Source organism: Terrabacter sp. Soil811 (genome assembly GCF_001429655.1).
GTDB lineage: Bacteria > Actinomycetota > Actinomycetes > Actinomycetales > Dermatophilaceae > Terrabacter.
The window spans coordinates 704,594-718,846 of record NZ_LMSX01000001.1 but is presented as its reverse complement, the minus strand read 5'-3'; the positions used below and the strand labels follow the sequence as shown (position 1 = coordinate 718,846).

Genomic DNA, 14,253 nt, shown 5'->3' with positions numbered 1-14,253 from the left:
TATGCGGTCCACCGTCGCGGGTAGGTCTCGGGTGGACGCGAACGTCGGAGTGCTCGTCCCGAACGGGCACCCGGGGCGAACGAGCACGGGTCGCGCAGGCGGCACGTCGGGCGAGGAGGCAGTCGTGGGTCGAAGCAGGTGGGTGGTCGGCGGAGCCGGGGCGGGTGCGGTCGGGCTCGCGGCCTGGGACCTCCTCCAGCGCAAGCACACGATCCTGCGGCGCTATCCCGTCGTCGGGCACCTGCGCTACCTCCTGGAGGACATCCGCCCCGAGCTGCAGCAGTACTTCATCGAGCGGGACTGGGACGGCCGCCCGTTCGACCGCGACACCAGGTCGGTCGTCTACGAGCGGGCCAAGGGCATCCACGGCGAGCGCCCGTTCGGCACCGAGCTCGACGTCAACGAGGTCGGCTACGAGTACCTCGTGCACTCCGCTGCGCCGGTCGACCCACCCGACGAGCCGGCCCGCGTCGTGGTCGGCGGCCCCGACTGCTCGAGGCCCTACTCCATGGCGCTGCTCAACGTCTCGGCGATGAGCTTCGGGGCCCTGTCCGCCAATGCGATCCGCGCGCTCAACCAGGGTGCTGCCCTCGGCGGCTTCGCCCACGACACGGGCGAGGGCGGCCTGTCGCCCTACCACCTCGAGCACGGGGGCGACATCGTCTGGGAGATCGGCACCGGCTACTTCGGTGCGCGCACCAAGGACGGTGACTTCGACCCGGCAACCTTCTCCGACAAGGCATCCGGCGACTCGGTCAAGTGCGTCTCCCTCAAGCTGAGCCAGGGCGCCAAGCCCGGCATCGGCGGGGTGCTGCCGGGGGCCAAGGTGACGAAGGAGATCGCCGACATCCGCCAGGTGCCGCAGGGGGAGAAGTGCGTCAGCCCGTCGAGCCACCGCGTCTTCCGCACGCCGGTGGAGCTCATCGAGTTCATCGGGCGCATGCGTGAGCTGGCCGGCGGCAAGCCCGCCGGTTTCAAGCTCTGCGTCGGCTCCCGGGTCGACGTCCTCGCCATCTGCAAGGCGATGCTCGAGGTCGGCACGACGCCAGACTTCATCGTCGTCGACGGCTCTGAGGGTGGCACGGGTGCTGCGCCGCTCGAGTTCGAGGACCACGTCGGGATGCCGCTCACCCACGGCCTCATGACCGTGCACAACGCGCTCGTCGGCGTCGGCCTGCGTGACCGTGTGCGCATCGGCGCGAGTGGCAAGGTCGCGGCCGGCAACGACATCGTCAAGCGCGTCATCCAGGGGGCGGACTACACCAACTCGGCCCGCGCCATGATGATGGCCGCCGGCTGCATCCAGGCCCAGCGCTGCCACACCGACAAGTGCCCGAGCGGCGTCGCCACCCAGAACCCGCGCCGCGCACGAGCGCTCGACGTCGGCGACAAGAGCGAGCGCGTCCACCGCTACCAGCAGGCCACGGTCGACGAGGCGATGCGGATCATGGCGGCCATGGGTGTCACGGACCCCTCGCGCCTGACGCCGCACCACCTGCGGCTCAACGTGTCGGCGACCCGCAACCAGTCCTACGCCGAGCTCTACGACTGGCTCGCGCCGGGGCAGCTGCTGGCCGAGCCCCCGCGGGACTGGGCCCACGACTGGGCCGCAGCGAGCGCCGACCACTTCGGCGGGAGCCCGTCATGACCACCGTCGCCGAGCACATCATCACCTCGTTGGCGGACGCCGGGGTGACGCAGGTCTGGGGCGTCGTCGGCGACGCCCTCAACCCGCTGACCGACGCCATCCGCACGGAGGACCGCATCGAGTGGGTCGGGGTGCGCCACGAGGAGGTGGCGGCCTTCGCCGTCAGCGCCCAGGCGCAGCTGACCGGCACGCTCGGGGTGTGCATGGGCACGGTGGGACCGGGGTCGATCCACCTGCTCAACGGGCTCTACGACGCGAAGAAGTCGCACGCGCCGGTCCTCGCCATCTGCGGCCAGGTGCCGAGCCCCGAGATCGGGACCGACTTCTTCCAGGAGGTCGACAACAACGCCCTCTTCGCCGACGTCTCGGTGTGGTCCCAGACCCTGACCTCGGCGGGACAGCTGCCCTACCTGCTCGAGCAGGCCGTCAACGCGGCACAGTCGATGCGCGGCGTCGCCGTGCTGACGCTGCCGGGCGACGTCGGCGACCTCGCACTCGACAAGGGCGTGCGTCCCGCGACGTTCGCACCGACCGCGGTGCCGGCGCCAGCACCGGTCGCGCAGGTCGAGGCCGCCGCCGCCGCCCTCGCCGGTGACGTCCCCGTGACGCTCCTCGTCGGGTGCGGTGCGCGCGGGGCCCGCTCGCAGGTGCTCGAGCTGGCCGACGTGCTCGCCGCCCCGATGGTGCTCACGCTCAAGGCGAAGGAGGGACTCGAGCACGACAACCCCTTCGAGGTCGGCCAGTCCGGCCTCATCGGCAACCCCGCCGCCGCCAAGGCCATGGACGACTGCGACGTGCTCGTCCTCGTCGGCACCGACTTCCCCTACCGCGACTGGTACCCGACCGGCAAGGCGGTGATCCAGCTCGACGCGCGCGGGGAGCACGTCGGCCGGCGCACCCCCGTGCAGCACGCCCTCGTCGGCGACGCCGCGTCGACGCTGGACCAGCTCCTGCCGCGCCTCCGCCGACGCGAGGACCGCGGGCACCTCGAGAGCGCGCGCACGGCATACGAGACGTGGCATGAACGTCAGCGCTCGTTGCTCGACCCGGACCACGACCGCACGCTCCTCGGGCGGGCCAGAGCCGTCCTCGACAACCCCGACGAGCGCATCCGGCCGGAGGCGGTGGCGGCCGCCGTCGACCGGCTGGCGCCCGACACGACGATCTTCACGAGCGACACCGGCATGTCCACCGCGTGGCTCGCCCGGTTCGTGACGATGCGTGGCACGCGTCGGCTCGTCGGCTCCTACAACCTCGGTTCGATGGCCAACGCGATGCCGATGGCGCTCGGAGCGCAGGCGCTCGACCGCACTCGTCCGGTCGTGGCCTTCGCCGGCGACGGTGGACTGATGATGCTGCTCGGCGACCTGCGCACCGCGGTGACCTATCGGCTGCCCGTCGTCGTCGTGGTCTTCGACAACGGGCGGCTCGGCATGGTCAAGCTCGAGCAGGAGCAGGGTGGGCTGCCGGAGTTCGGGACCGAGCTCGACAACCCCGACCTCGCTGCCGTCGCGGCGGCCATGGGTCTGACGAGCCGCCGGGTCACCGAGGCCGACGAGCTCGACGACGCCGTGACGTGGGCCCTCGCCACCGACGGCCCGGTGCTGCTCGACGTCGTGACCAACCCCGACGAGGTCGCGATCCCGCCCAAGCCCAAGCTCGCCCAGGGCTGGGGCTTCGCCAGCGCCAAGGCCAAGGAGGCCGTGGAGAGCAGGTAGCCGTGTGTCGCCTCTTCGGGATGAGTGCCGGTCGCGCGCGGGTGTCCGCGACGTTCTGGCTCCTCGACGCCCCGGACAGCCTGAGTCGCCAGTCGCACCGCAACCCCGACGGCACGGGCCTCGGCACCTTCGACGAGGCCGGCCGCCCGGTCGTGGAGAAGCAGGCGCTGGCGGCCTGGGACGACGCGGACTTCGCGAGCGAGGCGAAGGAACGGCGCAGTGCGACCTTCGTGGCGCACGTCCGCCACTCGTCCGGCACCGGGCCGCGCCCCGAGAACACCCACCCCTTCGAGCTCGACGGCCGGCTCTTTGCACACAACGGTGTGGTCCAGGGGCTGCCCCGTCTCGAGGAGCACCTCGGCGCGGCGATGGCGACGGTGCGCGGCGACACCGACTCCGAGCGCCTCTTCGCACTCGTGACCGCCGAGACCGCCGCTGCCGGTGGGGACGTGGCCCTGGGGATGGAGCGTGCCCTCGGCTGGGTGGCCCGGCACCTGCCCGTGTATGCCGTCAACGTCGTCCTGACGACGCCCACCGAGCTGTGGGCGTGCCGCTACCCCGACACGCACGCCCTGTGGCTGCTCGACCGTCGGAAGCCCGTCGAGGTCCTGGACCACCGCAGTGACGCCGGCACGCGCGTCGTCAGCGACGAGCTGGCCGACGCACCGTGCGTCGTCGTCGCGAGCGAACGCCTCGACGACGACCCCGCGTGGCGGATGCTCGACCCCGGCGTCCTCGTCCGGGTCGGCCCCGACCTGTCTGTGACCGAGCGGGTCGTCGTCGACCCGGAGCCGCGGCACCGCCTGCAGCCGGCTGACCTCGGCGCGGCCGCAGCCTCGCAGCGACCGACCGGGAGGTGAGGCTCAGCCGGCCTCGACGACGCGACGCACGAGGTCGGTCCAGGTGGCGAGGATGCGCTCGCGGGTGACGCCGGCCTCGAGCTGGGGCAGGACGAAGGTCACGTCGAGCGGGGCGAGGAGGGACAGGGCCAGGACCGGCAGGTCCCCGGTCACGTCGAGCTCGGCGAGCAGGTGGCGCACGTGGGCCACGAGGAAGGCGACCGCTGGCAGCGACCGGCCGTGGCGACCCGCTGCGGCGACCATGAGGTCGCCGCTGACGAGGGTGCGCTCGAGCCGGGACTCGCCGAAGGCGAGGAGCCGGTCGAGCGCGGGCGCGCCGGGCCCGAGGGGTGGTGGACCGGAGATGACCCGGCCCTGCCACCGTGCCTCGCCGTGGTCGAGGAGGGCCGACATCAGGCCGGTGCGGCTGCCGAAGCGACGGAACACCGTGCCCTTGCCGACGCCGGCCTCGGCGGCGACGGCATCCATCGTCACGGCGTCGACCCCGTCGCGGTCGACGAGCCGGTGCGCGGCGTCGAGGAGGAGCTCGCGGTTGCGCGCCGCGTCACGCCGCTCGGGGCGGCGGTGCAGGTCGAAGAGCGGTGACTCGGTGGACACGGTCGTGATCCTAGGTCGGACGACGGACCGTGCAGGGCGACCGCGATGACCTGCCGCCCTCGGGAATAGAAGCGGACCGCGGTCCGTTTTGTCTCGCATGACCACTGCTGCCACCCCCCGCACGCGCGTCGCCGTCCTCGTCGGAAGCCTGCGCACCGAGTCCGTCAACCGTCGCATCGCCGAGTCGCTGCGCGACCAGGCGCCCGAGGGTGTCGAGATCGACATCATCGACGGCCTCGGCGCCCTGCCGTTCTACAACGAGGACATCGACGGCGACGACGTGCCTGCCACGGCTGCCCAGCTGCGCGAGAGCGTCGCGGGCGCCGACCGCGTGCTCGCCGTGACGCCGGAGTACAACGGCACCATGCCCGCCGTGCTCAACAACGCCATCGACTGGCTGTCCCGCCCCTACGGTCAGGGCGCCATCACCGGCAAGCCCTTCGCCGTCGTCGGCGCGACCCCGACCCCCTACGGCGGCAAGTGGGCCCACGACGACGCCCGTCGGTCGGCAGGCATCGCCGGTGCCGTCGTGCTCGACGACGTCATCGTGTCGCAGACGACCATCGACACCGACGTGCTCGGCGACCCCCAGGTCTTCGGGCGACTGCAGGACGCGCTCAGCGCCCTCGTTGACCACCGACCCGCGGCCTGACCCGCCTGCCCCACGTCCGACCTCCCGGCTCGCCACGAGCCGACGACCCGCTGGGCCCGGACCGATGTCCGGGCCCCGCGGCATACCCGGGCCGTTGTGCCCCGTCGGGTCGCGCTCAGTCGTTCGCCGTCGTGGCGGCGATGACCCGGGTCAGCGAGGCGTGCAGCGCCTGGAGGTCCTCGACCCGCACCCCGAGCCGCTCGACGATCTGCGGCGGCACGTCGAGCGCCTGCTCGCGCAGCCGCCGGCCGCGCGGCGTCAGGGTGATGGCGAGGGCACGCTCGTCGTCGGGGTGCCGGTCGCGCGTCACGAGACCTGCGGCCTCGAGCCGCTTCAGCAGGGGCGAGAGCGTGGCCGGTTCGAGGCTGAGGAGCCGGCCGATCTCGCGGACGGTGAGGGGTGACCGCTCCCAGAGGGCGAGCATGACGAGGTACTGCGGGTGGGTGAGCCCGAGGGGCTCGAGCACCGGGCGGTAGAGCCCGATGACGTTGCGGGCCGCCACGGCGAGGGCGAAGCAGACCTGCTGGTCGAGCTTGAGCAGGTCGTCGGGGGAGACGGGGGAGACGGTGGAGCCGGCGGTCTCCCCGGAGCGGGTGGTCGGTCGCGGCGTGGTGCGGGCGGTGGTGCTGCGGGTCATCGAGGCCTCGTCGTCGGGGTGGCGGGATCTGTGTACACTAACAGTTAGTGCACTAACTAACTGGAGGCAGCATCGTGTCGAGATCAACGCCCCGTGACGGACTCTCGGTCGGGTACCGCATCGGCTACCGCCTGCGCCTGGTCGCCCTGACCGTCTTCGGCCCGGCGCAGCTGGGCGAGGGCAACGACCCCACGGCCCGGCTCGCGCGCGAGCGCGCGGCGAAGGTCGCCGCGGCCCGGGCCGCCCGCGACGCACACTGACCCGGGCGATCCGAGCAGCTCCGGGCCGCTGCGGGCTGCGCGACCCGCGCGGCATCCGTTCGCGCACAACGGGCCTCACGCGGAGCCGACGGGAGTACCGTCGGGAGTGACGCATCGGACCCTGGAGGTGCCCATGGGTGATCGTGTAGGACTCATCGTCATGCTGGCCGTCGTCGTGATCCTCGTGATCGGCCTCGTCATCGTCGGGCCGCGTCGAGCCGGGCGCGACTCCAGCGAGTCGCTCAACAAGCATCGGGACGACACCGAGCAGGCGCGTCGCGACCACCCGGAGGGAGCCGAGCGCTCCCACCTCGTCGGCAACCCGCCCGTCGACACCATCACCGCCGACGGCTGGGGCGTGGCCCGTCCGGGCGAGGGTGCCGAGCCCGAGGAGCTGCCCGAGGACGTCCACCCCGAGCTCCACGAGGACCGCAGCCACCGCCGGCGTCACCAGGCCTGACACCGCTGACCTCGCCTCGGCCGCCGCGGGCAGACTGGGGGCCATGGCGGAGACGAACTGGGCCGGCAGCCACACCTACCGGTCCCCGATCGAGCGGGTGCGCTCGGTCGAGCACCTGCAGGAGCTCGTCGCGGCGGCCCCGCGCGTGCGCGCCCTCGGGTCGCGGCACAGCTTCACCGACCTGACCGACATCACGGACGCTGACCACGGCGTGCTCGTCTCGCTCGTCGACCTGCCGACCGCCGTGGTCGTCGACCCGACGACCCGCACGGCCCGCGTGACGGGGCACGCGGCATACGGCCAGGTGGCGACCCGGCTGCACGCGGCGGGATGGGCCTTCGGCAACCTCGCGTCGCTCCCGCACATCTCCGTCGCGGGTGCCGTCGCCACCGGCACGCACGGCTCGGGCACCGGGAACGGCTCTCTCGCAACGGCCGTCGCCTCCCTCGATCTCATCGGTCCCGACGGTGAGCGGCGCACCGTCAGCCGTGGCGACGCCGGCTTCGAGGGCAGCGTCGTCGCTCTCGGTGCGCTCGGGATCGTCACCTCCGTCACCCTCGACGTCGAGTCCACCTACGACGTGCGACAGGACGTCTTCACCGGCCTGTCGTGGGACGCGCTCCCCTCCGCGTTCGACGCGGTCACGAGCAGCGCCTACAGCGTCAGCCTCTTCACCCGGTGGGGCGAGGCGGGCATCGACCAGGTCTGGCTCAAGAGCCGCGGCGAGCAGGCGCCGAGCGAGCCGTTGGGCGCGGTTCCGGCGACCACGACGATGCACATGCTCGACGGTGCCGACCCGGAGTCGGTGACGGCCCAGGGCGGCGTGCCGGGGCCGTGGCTCGACCGGCTGCCGCACTTCCGGATGGGCTTCACCCCGAGCCGCGGCGAGGAGCTCCAGAGCGAGTACCTCGTGCCCCGCGAGCACGCCCTCACCGCGATCGAGCGCCTCCGCGGCCTCCGTGACCTCATGGCGCCGGTGCTCCAGGTCTCGGAGCTGCGCACCGTCGCCGCCGACGGCCTCTGGCTCAGCGGCTCGCACGGGCACGACGTCGTGGCCGTGCACTTCACGTGGGTCCGCGACGTCGAGCGCGTGTATGCCGTCCTGCCGGCGGTCGAGGCAGCCCTCCTGCCGCTCGGGGCACGGCCGCACTGGGGCAAGTGCTTCGTCGCGGGCGTCGACGAGCTCGAGCCGCTCTACCCGCGGATGGCCGACTTCCGGTCGCTGCGGGCGAGGGTCGACCCGGAGCGCGTCTTCGGCAACGCCTTCCTCGACCGCGTCATCGGCTGAGTCACGACCGGTCCGGACGACGCCGCGCTCAGTGGCGCTTGCGGCGCCCGGGGCTCGACGTGTGCGAGGCGTCGATCCGGGTGGTGACCTCGCGCAGCGAGGCGGCGAGGGTCCCCAGCGTGGCGGCCACGTCGTGCAGGTCGTCCCCGGCGAACGCGTCGAAGGCCTGGGGCAGCCAGTCCCTGACCTCGCGGAGCCGGAGCACGCCCGACTCGGGGATCTCCACCGAGCTGCGCCGCCGGTCGTTCGGGTCGGGGACGCGTCGCACCATCTCGCGCTGCTCGAGGCGGTCGAGGAGCGTCGTCGTCGAGCTCGTCGTCAGGCCGAGGGCGGTCGAGAGCTCGGTCTGGCCCATGGGGCCACGGGCCAGGAGGTAGCTGATGGTCCGGCTCTCGTTGACCGTGAGGTCGAGACGCGCGGCCACCGCGATGCGGTAGCGCTCGCCGGCGAGGATCAGCTCTCTCAGGGCGACCGTCGCGTCGTCGCGGGCCTGGGCGCGGTGGCTCATGAGCCCAATCTACTGAGGCCGTCTCGCTCGTTGGTCTGGTCGCTTGATTGTCGAATGAACTGTCCGTACCGTGACAGGTGTCGGGAGCCCGGCGACGACCGCCCCCAGGGCGAGCCGGGATCCGGGATCCTTCGGACTCGGGGTTGAGCAGCCAGCCCCGAGTCCGTGACCTCCACTGACGCTGCGATCGCGCGAGGCGGACTGACATGGACGGAAATGACACAGCGGTCGAGAGGCTGTTGACCCCGGCGGAGGTCGCGACGATCTTCCGCGTCGATCCCAAGACCGTCAGCCGGTGGGCACGGAGCGGCCGGCTCCACGCGCTGCGGACGCTGGGCGGACATCGCCGCTACCCGGAGAGCGAGATCTGGGCCCTGGTCGACCGCCAGCAGGACTAGGCGGTCCGAGCCGACCGGAGGTGCCCGTCCCGGAGGGCCCCGGCGAACGACGTGATCTCGCCGAGCGCGCCGACGAGGCACGCCTGGTAGGCGTGGTAGACGTCCGGGCGTCCCTGCCAGACGACGCTCGACGGCGCGAGCTCGGGTGAGAGCTCGTGGCGCCACGACCCCTGCTCGGGGTCGACGAACCACGCGTGGGCGTGCTCCCACCACCGGTCGTACCAGGCGGCATACGTCGGGTCGCCGGTCGCGAGGTGGAGCGTGCGGGCGGCGCCGATGGCCTCCGTGACGACCCAGTGCAGCCGGTCCCGCACGACGGGCCGACCCTCGAAGTCGGTCGTGTAGACGAAGCCCTCGTGCCCGTCGACGTCCCAGCCCTCGTGCACCGCGACGTCGAAGAGCGAGCGCGCCTCGTCGAGCAGCCATGCCGGCGCCTCGGCCCCGAGGGCGTGGCGCAGGTGCAGCGACAGCCTCGACCACTCGAGCAGGTGGCCGGGCGTCACGCCGAACGGGCGGAACTTGTCGGTCGGGCGCTCGCGGTTGTAGTCGGGGCGCGGCTCCCAGGACGAGTCGAAGTGCTCGGGGAGGCGGTAGTTCCACGAGCGGGCGAAGCCGTGCACGGCGCGCTCGGTGATCCGGAGCGCGTGACCGAGCCAACGCGGGTCGCGCGTCACGTCCCACGCCGCGAGCAGGGCCTCGAGCGAGTGCATGTTGGCGTTGACGCCGCGGTAGTCCTCGAGGTCGGTCCACGTGCGGTCCCACACGTCGAGGGCGAGACCGTCGGACTCCCGCCAGAAGCGCTGCTCGTAGGTCTGCAGCGCGCGGTCGAGCAGGTCGTCCGCCCCGGGACGCCGGGCGGCTGACGCGGAGGTCGCGGCGAGCACGACGAACGCGTGCTCGTAGGCCCGCTTGTCGGACACGTCGGGCGTGCCGTCGGCGTGGACCGACGCGAACCAGCCACCGTGCTCGGGATCGTGGAGCAGGCCGCCGGGGGCGAAGGTCGCGACGCCGTGGTCGACGACCGCCTCGAACGACGTGTCGCCCTCGAGCACCGCCAGGGCGGCGACGTGGGTCATCCGTGCCGTGATCCACAGCTCGACACCGTATGCCGGGTCGAGCCTCCCGTCGTCGCCGAGCCATCCGAACCCGCCGCCGGGCCGCTGCGCGGCGCGCGCGAGCTCGCGCAACGACCGCCGCTGCTGCGCGAGCCGGTCGAGGTGGTCCGGGGGCAGCGGCGTGTCGGGCATGCCCCCAGTCTGCCGAGGTCGCGCCCCGGCCGCTGCCGGTCCGCGTAACGAACTGGGGTCAGAAGTCGCCCGCGTCGCGTCGCAGCCGCGTCAGGACGTCGACGAGCGAGCGGACGTCGGTGGCCCCGAGGTCGGGCTGCTCGAAGACCTCGGCGTTGAGGGCCTTGGTGGCCCGCTCCGCGAGCTCGCGGCCGGTCGGGGTGAGGGCGACGAGCATCGCGCGCCGGTCCTCGGGATGCGTCGAGCGCGTCACGAGCCCGGCGTCCTCGAGGCGGTCGACCGCGTTGGTCACGCTCGTGGGGTGCACCTGCAGGCGGCTGCCGATGACCTTCATCGGGAGCGAGCCGCGCCGGCTGAACCACAGGAGCATGAGCACCTCGTAGCGCGCGAAGGTCACCCCGAGCGGCCGGAGCGTCGCCTCGACGCGGGCGAGCACGATCTGATGCGCCCGCATGAGCGAGGTGATGGCGGCCATCCCGTCGGCGGCCGGGCCCCAGCCCTGCTCGACCCACTGCTCCCGCGCCCGGGCGATCGGGTCGAAGCCGAGGCCGGACCCGGCGGCGACGCCGGCGCTCGTGCCGCCACCCGCTCCGGCGCTCATGCCGCCCGCGGCGTTGGTCTGCGCACTCATGGCGCCATCGTAGGACGCCGACGCGTTGACGTCCATTAGTAGGAAGTCCTACTATTTTTCCATGTCCGACGCAGCGAAGCGCGATCACCACCAGCCGTCCCACCACGTCCGCCTCGTCACGGCGAGCAGCCTCTTCGACGGGCACGACGCGTCGATCAACATCATGCGGCGCATCATGCAGACGCAGGGGGCCGAGGTCATCCACCTCGGGCACAACCGCTCGGTCCAGGAGGTCGTCGACGCGGCGATCGAGGAGGACGTCCAGGGCGTCGCCGTCAGCTCCTACCAGGGCGGGCACGTCGAGTACTTCGAGTACCTCGTGAAGCTGCTCGAGGAGAACGGCGCCGGCCACATCCGCGTCGTCGGCGGCGGCGGCGGCGTCATCGTCCCCGAGGAGATCGCGCGGCTGCGCGAGTCCGGCGTCACGATCTTCAGCCCCGAGGACGGCCAGCGCCTGGGCCTCGCCGGCATGATCAACACCGTCGTCGCCGACTGCGACTTCGACCCGTGGGAGCTCGGTGCGCCGGCGCTCGAGGCCGTGCTCGCCGGCGAGCGGGCCGCCGTGGCACGCGCCATCACCGGCGCGCAGGAGGGTGACATCGACGACGCCATGCTGTCGGGCGTCCGCGAGGCCGCGGGCCGGCGTCGCGTGCCGGTCCTCGGCATCACCGGCACCGGCGGCTCCGGCAAGTCGAGCCTCACCGACGAGCTGATCCGCCGGCTGCGCCTCGACCAGCAGGACAAGCTGCGGGTCGCCGTGCTCGCCGTCGACCCGACCCGCAGCCGTGGCGGCGGAGCGCTCCTCGGCGACCGCATCCGGATGAGCTCGCTCGACGGCGACCGCGTCTTCTTCCGGAGCCTCGCCACGCGCGGCGGCTCGCAGGTGCCGACCCACCTCGATGACGTCCTCGACGTCGTGCGCGCCGCCGGCTTCGACCTCGTCATCCTCGAGACGCCGGGCATCGGCCAGGGCGACGCCGCCGTCATCGACTACGCCGACGTCTCCCTCTACGTCATGACGCCGGAGTTCGGCGCCAGCAGCCAGCTCGAGAAGATCGACATGCTCGACCGCGCCGACGTCGTGGCCATCAACAAGTTCGAGCGCCGCGGCGCCGAGGACGCCCTGCGCGACGTCGGCCGCCAGATGGTGCGCAACCGCGAGGCCTTCGGCAAGAGCCCGGCCGACATGCCCGTCTACGGCACCTCGGCGGCCACCTTCAACGACGACGGCGTCACCGCGCTCTACCAGCAGCTGCGCGAGCTGCTCTCGGAGAAGGGGATGCCCGTCGACGAGGGCGTGCTGCCGCGCGTCGCCACGAGGCAGTCCACCCGCATCGCGACCATCGTGCCCGCGTCCCGGGTGCGCTACCTCGCCGAGATCAGTGACACCGTCCGCGGCTACCACGAGGCCACCGAGCGGTATGCCGCCGCGGCCAGCCGGGTGCAGCGGCTCGAGTCGGTGCGCGGGGAGCTCGCGGCCGCAGCGGCGGCCGACGACGTCGACAGCGCCGAGAGCGCGGTCGACGCCGTCGAGGCCCTGCTCGACCACGCCCGCACCGACGTGCCGACCGATGTGGCGAGCGCGCTCGCCGACTGGCCCTCCGTCGTCGAGTCCTACTCCGGCGACGAGCAGGTCGTGACGATCCGGGGCACGGAGATCCGCAACACCCTGACCCGGGAGTCGTTGTCGGGCAACAAGATCCCCCGTGTCTCACTGCCTCGCTACCGCGACCACGGCGAGCTCGTCAGCTTCCTGCGCCGCGAGAACCTCCCCGGCTACTACCCCTTCACCGCCGGGGTCTTCCCGTTCAAGCGCGAGGGGGAGGACCCGGCGCGCATGTTCGCGGGGGAGGGTGACCCGTTCCGCACCAACCGCCGCTTCAAGCTCGTCTCCGAGGGGCAGCCGGCCACCCGCCTGTCCACGGCCTTCGACTCCGTGACGCTCTACGGCCGCGACCCCGACCCCCGCCCCGACGTCTACGGCAAGGTCGGCACCTCGGGCGTCTCCGTCGCCACGCTCGACGACATGAAGGCCCTCTACGACGGCTTCGACCTCGTGTCCCCGACGACGAGCGTCTCCATGACGATCAACGGTCCGGCGCCGACGATCCTCGCCTTCTTCCTCAACACCGCCATCGACCAGCAGGTCGATGCCTTCCGGGCGCGGGAGGGCAGGGAGCCCGGCGACGCCGAGCGCGAGGAGCTCACGGCATACGCCCTCGCCAACGTCCGCGGCACGGTGCAGGCCGACATCCTCAAGGAGGACCAGGGCCAGAACACCTGCATCTTCAGCACCGAGTTCAGCCTCAAGATGATGGCCGACATCCAGGAGTGGTTCATCGAGCGGAAGGTCCGCAACTTCTACTCCGTGTCGATCTCCGGCTACCACATCGCCGAGGCCGGGGCGAACCCCATCAGCCAGCTCGCCTTCACCCTCGCCAACGGCTTCACCTACGTCGAGAGCTACCTCGCGCGCGGCATGGCGGTCGACGACTTCGCGCCCAACCTCAGCTTCTTCTTCAGCAACGGCATGGACCCGGAGTACTCCGTGCTCGGCCGCGTGGCCCGCCGCATCTGGGCCGTGGCGATGAAGGAGAAGTACAACGCGGGGGAGCGGTCGCAGAAGCTGAAGTATCACGTCCAGACGTCGGGTCGCTCGCTCCACGCGCAGGAGATGGACTTCAACGACATCCGCACGACGCTGCAGGCGCTCATCGCGATCTACGACAACGCGAACTCCTTGCACACCAACGCGTTCGACGAGGCCGTGACGACCCCGTCGGAGGAGTCGGTGCGTCGCGCCCTCGCCATCCAGCTCATCATCAACCGCGAGTGGGGGCTCGCGATGAACGAGAACCCGCTCCAGGGCTCGTTCGTCATCGACGAGCTGACCGACCTCGTCGAGGCGGCCGTCCTCAAGGAGTTCGACCGCATCACCGAGCGCGGCGGCGTGCTCGGGGCCATGGAGACCGGCTACCAGCGTGGCCGCATCCAGGACGAGTCGATGCTCTACGAGCACCGCAAGCACGACGGCAGCCTGCCGATCGTCGGCGTCAACACCTTCCGCAACCCGCACGAGGGTGACGTGCCCCGCACGGTCGTGCTCGCCCGTGGCACCGAGGAGGAGAAGCAGAGCCAGCTCTCGCGCGTCCGGGCGTTCCGCGCAGAGCACGAGGTCGAGGCGGCGGCGGCGCTCGAGGAGCTCAAGGCCGTCGCCATCGAGGGCGGCAACGTCTTCGACGTCCTCATGCGGGCGGCGCGGGTGTGCTCGCTCCAGCAGGTGACCGAGGCCTTCTTCGAGGTCGGTGGCCAGTACCGCCGCAACGTCTGAACCGCTGCAACCGTCGAA

The 14,253-nt window shown here is 72.2% G+C and carries 14 protein-coding genes; 9 read left to right on the top strand and 5 right to left on the bottom strand.

From position 1 onward, the window contains the following. Positions 1-124 precede the first annotated feature (124 nt). Genes ASH01_RS03310 through ASH01_RS03300 form a run of 3 tightly spaced genes read left to right on the top strand, consistent with a single transcriptional unit; the run spans position 125 to position 4,226 of the window. A complete protein-coding gene (locus ASH01_RS03310) occupies positions 125-1,648 on the top strand; it encodes an FMN-binding glutamate synthase family protein (RefSeq protein ID WP_235509511.1) in 1,524 nt (507 codons plus the stop codon). Beyond that, a complete protein-coding gene (locus ASH01_RS03305) occupies positions 1,645-3,366 on the top strand; it encodes a thiamine pyrophosphate-dependent enzyme (RefSeq protein WP_056771251.1) in 1,722 nt (573 codons plus the stop codon). The genes ASH01_RS03310 and ASH01_RS03305 overlap by 4 nt, the downstream gene beginning before the upstream one ends. A gap of 2 nt (positions 3,367-3,368) precedes the next feature. Then, entirely contained in the window at positions 3,369-4,226 is an 858-nt protein-coding gene (locus ASH01_RS03300; RefSeq protein ID WP_056771248.1) for a class II glutamine amidotransferase, read from the top strand. 3 nt (positions 4,227-4,229) lie between these two features. Here the strand turns inward: ASH01_RS03300 and ASH01_RS03295 are convergent, their stop codons facing one another. Continuing rightward, positions 4,230-4,823, bottom strand: a complete 594-nt coding sequence (locus tag ASH01_RS03295; RefSeq protein WP_056771245.1) for a TetR/AcrR family transcriptional regulator — start codon at positions 4,821-4,823, stop codon at positions 4,230-4,232. Positions 4,824-4,920: 97 nt separating this feature from the next. On the opposite strand from ASH01_RS03295, the gene ASH01_RS03290 reads away from it, so the two are divergent. Beyond that, positions 4,921-5,475: an NADPH-dependent FMN reductase gene (locus ASH01_RS03290; RefSeq protein ID WP_056771243.1), complete on the top strand. Its 555-nt coding sequence runs from the start codon at positions 4,921-4,923 to the stop codon at positions 5,473-5,475. Between the two features lie 115 nt (positions 5,476-5,590). Here the strand turns inward: ASH01_RS03290 and ASH01_RS03285 are convergent, their stop codons facing one another. Further along, a complete protein-coding gene (locus tag ASH01_RS03285; protein ID WP_082619366.1) occupies positions 5,591-6,112 on the bottom strand; it encodes a MarR family winged helix-turn-helix transcriptional regulator in 522 nt (173 codons plus the stop codon). A gap of 74 nt (positions 6,113-6,186) precedes the next feature. Here ASH01_RS03285 and ASH01_RS03280 point away from each other — a divergent pair, with 74 nt between their 5' ends. The 3 genes from ASH01_RS03280 to ASH01_RS03270 all read left to right on the top strand — a co-directional run bounded on the left by ASH01_RS03280 (position 6,187) and on the right by ASH01_RS03270 (position 8,120). After that, the gene (locus tag ASH01_RS03280) at positions 6,187-6,372 is read left to right on the top strand and encodes a hypothetical protein (RefSeq protein ID WP_056771240.1); all 186 of its coding nucleotides are present in this window, start codon (positions 6,187-6,189) and stop codon (positions 6,370-6,372) included. A 133-nt stretch (positions 6,373-6,505) separates the two neighbouring features. Further along, positions 6,506-6,832 (top strand): hypothetical protein, encoded by a 327-nt coding sequence (locus ASH01_RS03275; protein ID WP_056771237.1) that lies wholly within the window; start codon positions 6,506-6,508, stop codon positions 6,830-6,832. 43 nt (positions 6,833-6,875) lie between these two features. After that, positions 6,876-8,120, top strand: coding sequence for a D-arabinono-1,4-lactone oxidase (locus ASH01_RS03270; RefSeq protein WP_056771233.1), 1,245 nt, complete (start codon positions 6,876-6,878; stop codon positions 8,118-8,120). A 28-nt stretch (positions 8,121-8,148) separates the two neighbouring features. On the opposite strand, the gene ASH01_RS03265 is transcribed toward ASH01_RS03270, so the two are convergent. Next, positions 8,149-8,628 (bottom strand): MarR family winged helix-turn-helix transcriptional regulator, encoded by a 480-nt coding sequence (locus ASH01_RS03265; RefSeq protein ID WP_056771230.1) that lies wholly within the window; start codon positions 8,626-8,628, stop codon positions 8,149-8,151. A 206-nt stretch (positions 8,629-8,834) separates the two neighbouring features. Here ASH01_RS03265 and ASH01_RS03260 point away from each other — a divergent pair, with 206 nt between their 5' ends. Next, on the top strand, positions 8,835-9,026 hold the full coding sequence (locus tag ASH01_RS03260) for a BldC family transcriptional regulator (protein WP_056771227.1): 192 nt from the start codon (positions 8,835-8,837) through the stop codon (positions 9,024-9,026). Here ASH01_RS03260 and ASH01_RS03255 read toward each other — a convergent pair. After that, positions 9,023-10,273 (bottom strand): AGE family epimerase/isomerase, encoded by a 1,251-nt coding sequence (locus ASH01_RS03255; protein ID WP_056771222.1) that lies wholly within the window; start codon positions 10,271-10,273, stop codon positions 9,023-9,025. The genes ASH01_RS03260 and ASH01_RS03255 overlap by 4 nt on opposite strands. Positions 10,274-10,331: 58 nt before the next feature. Further along, complete coding sequence (locus ASH01_RS03250; RefSeq protein WP_056772636.1) at positions 10,332-10,874, bottom strand: MarR family winged helix-turn-helix transcriptional regulator; 543 nt, start codon at positions 10,872-10,874, stop codon at positions 10,332-10,334. A 91-nt stretch (positions 10,875-10,965) separates the two neighbouring features. On the opposite strand from ASH01_RS03250, the gene icmF reads away from it, so the two are divergent. Next, positions 10,966-14,235, top strand: a complete 3,270-nt coding sequence (gene icmF, locus ASH01_RS03245) for a fused isobutyryl-CoA mutase/GTPase IcmF (RefSeq protein WP_056771219.1) — start codon at positions 10,966-10,968, stop codon at positions 14,233-14,235. Positions 14,236-14,253 lie beyond the last annotated feature (18 nt).

Coding starts and splice junctions, on each gene's coding strand:
- ASH01_RS03290 (WP_056771243.1), top strand. CDS start 4,921: ATGACCACTGCTGCCACCCCCCGCACGCGCGTCGCCGTCCTCGTCGGA.
- icmF (WP_056771219.1), top strand. CDS start 10,966: ATGTCCGACGCAGCGAAGCGCGATCACCACCAGCCGTCCCACCACGTC.
- ASH01_RS03255 (WP_056771222.1), bottom strand. CDS start 10,273: ATGCCCGACACGCCGCTGCCCCCGGACCACCTCGACCGGCTCGCGCAG.
- ASH01_RS03270 (WP_056771233.1), top strand. CDS start 6,876: ATGGCGGAGACGAACTGGGCCGGCAGCCACACCTACCGGTCCCCGATC.
- ASH01_RS03260 (WP_056771227.1), top strand. CDS start 8,835: ATGGACGGAAATGACACAGCGGTCGAGAGGCTGTTGACCCCGGCGGAG.
- ASH01_RS03305 (WP_056771251.1), top strand. CDS start 1,645: ATGACCACCGTCGCCGAGCACATCATCACCTCGTTGGCGGACGCCGGG.
- ASH01_RS03265 (WP_056771230.1), bottom strand. CDS start 8,628: ATGAGCCACCGCGCCCAGGCCCGCGACGACGCGACGGTCGCCCTGAGA.
- ASH01_RS03250 (WP_056772636.1), bottom strand. CDS start 10,874: ATGAGCGCCGGAGCGGGTGGCGGCACGAGCGCCGGCGTCGCCGCCGGG.
- ASH01_RS03275 (WP_056771237.1), top strand. CDS start 6,506: ATGGGTGATCGTGTAGGACTCATCGTCATGCTGGCCGTCGTCGTGATC.
- ASH01_RS03285 (WP_082619366.1), bottom strand. CDS start 6,112: ATGACCCGCAGCACCACCGCCCGCACCACGCCGCGACCGACCACCCGC.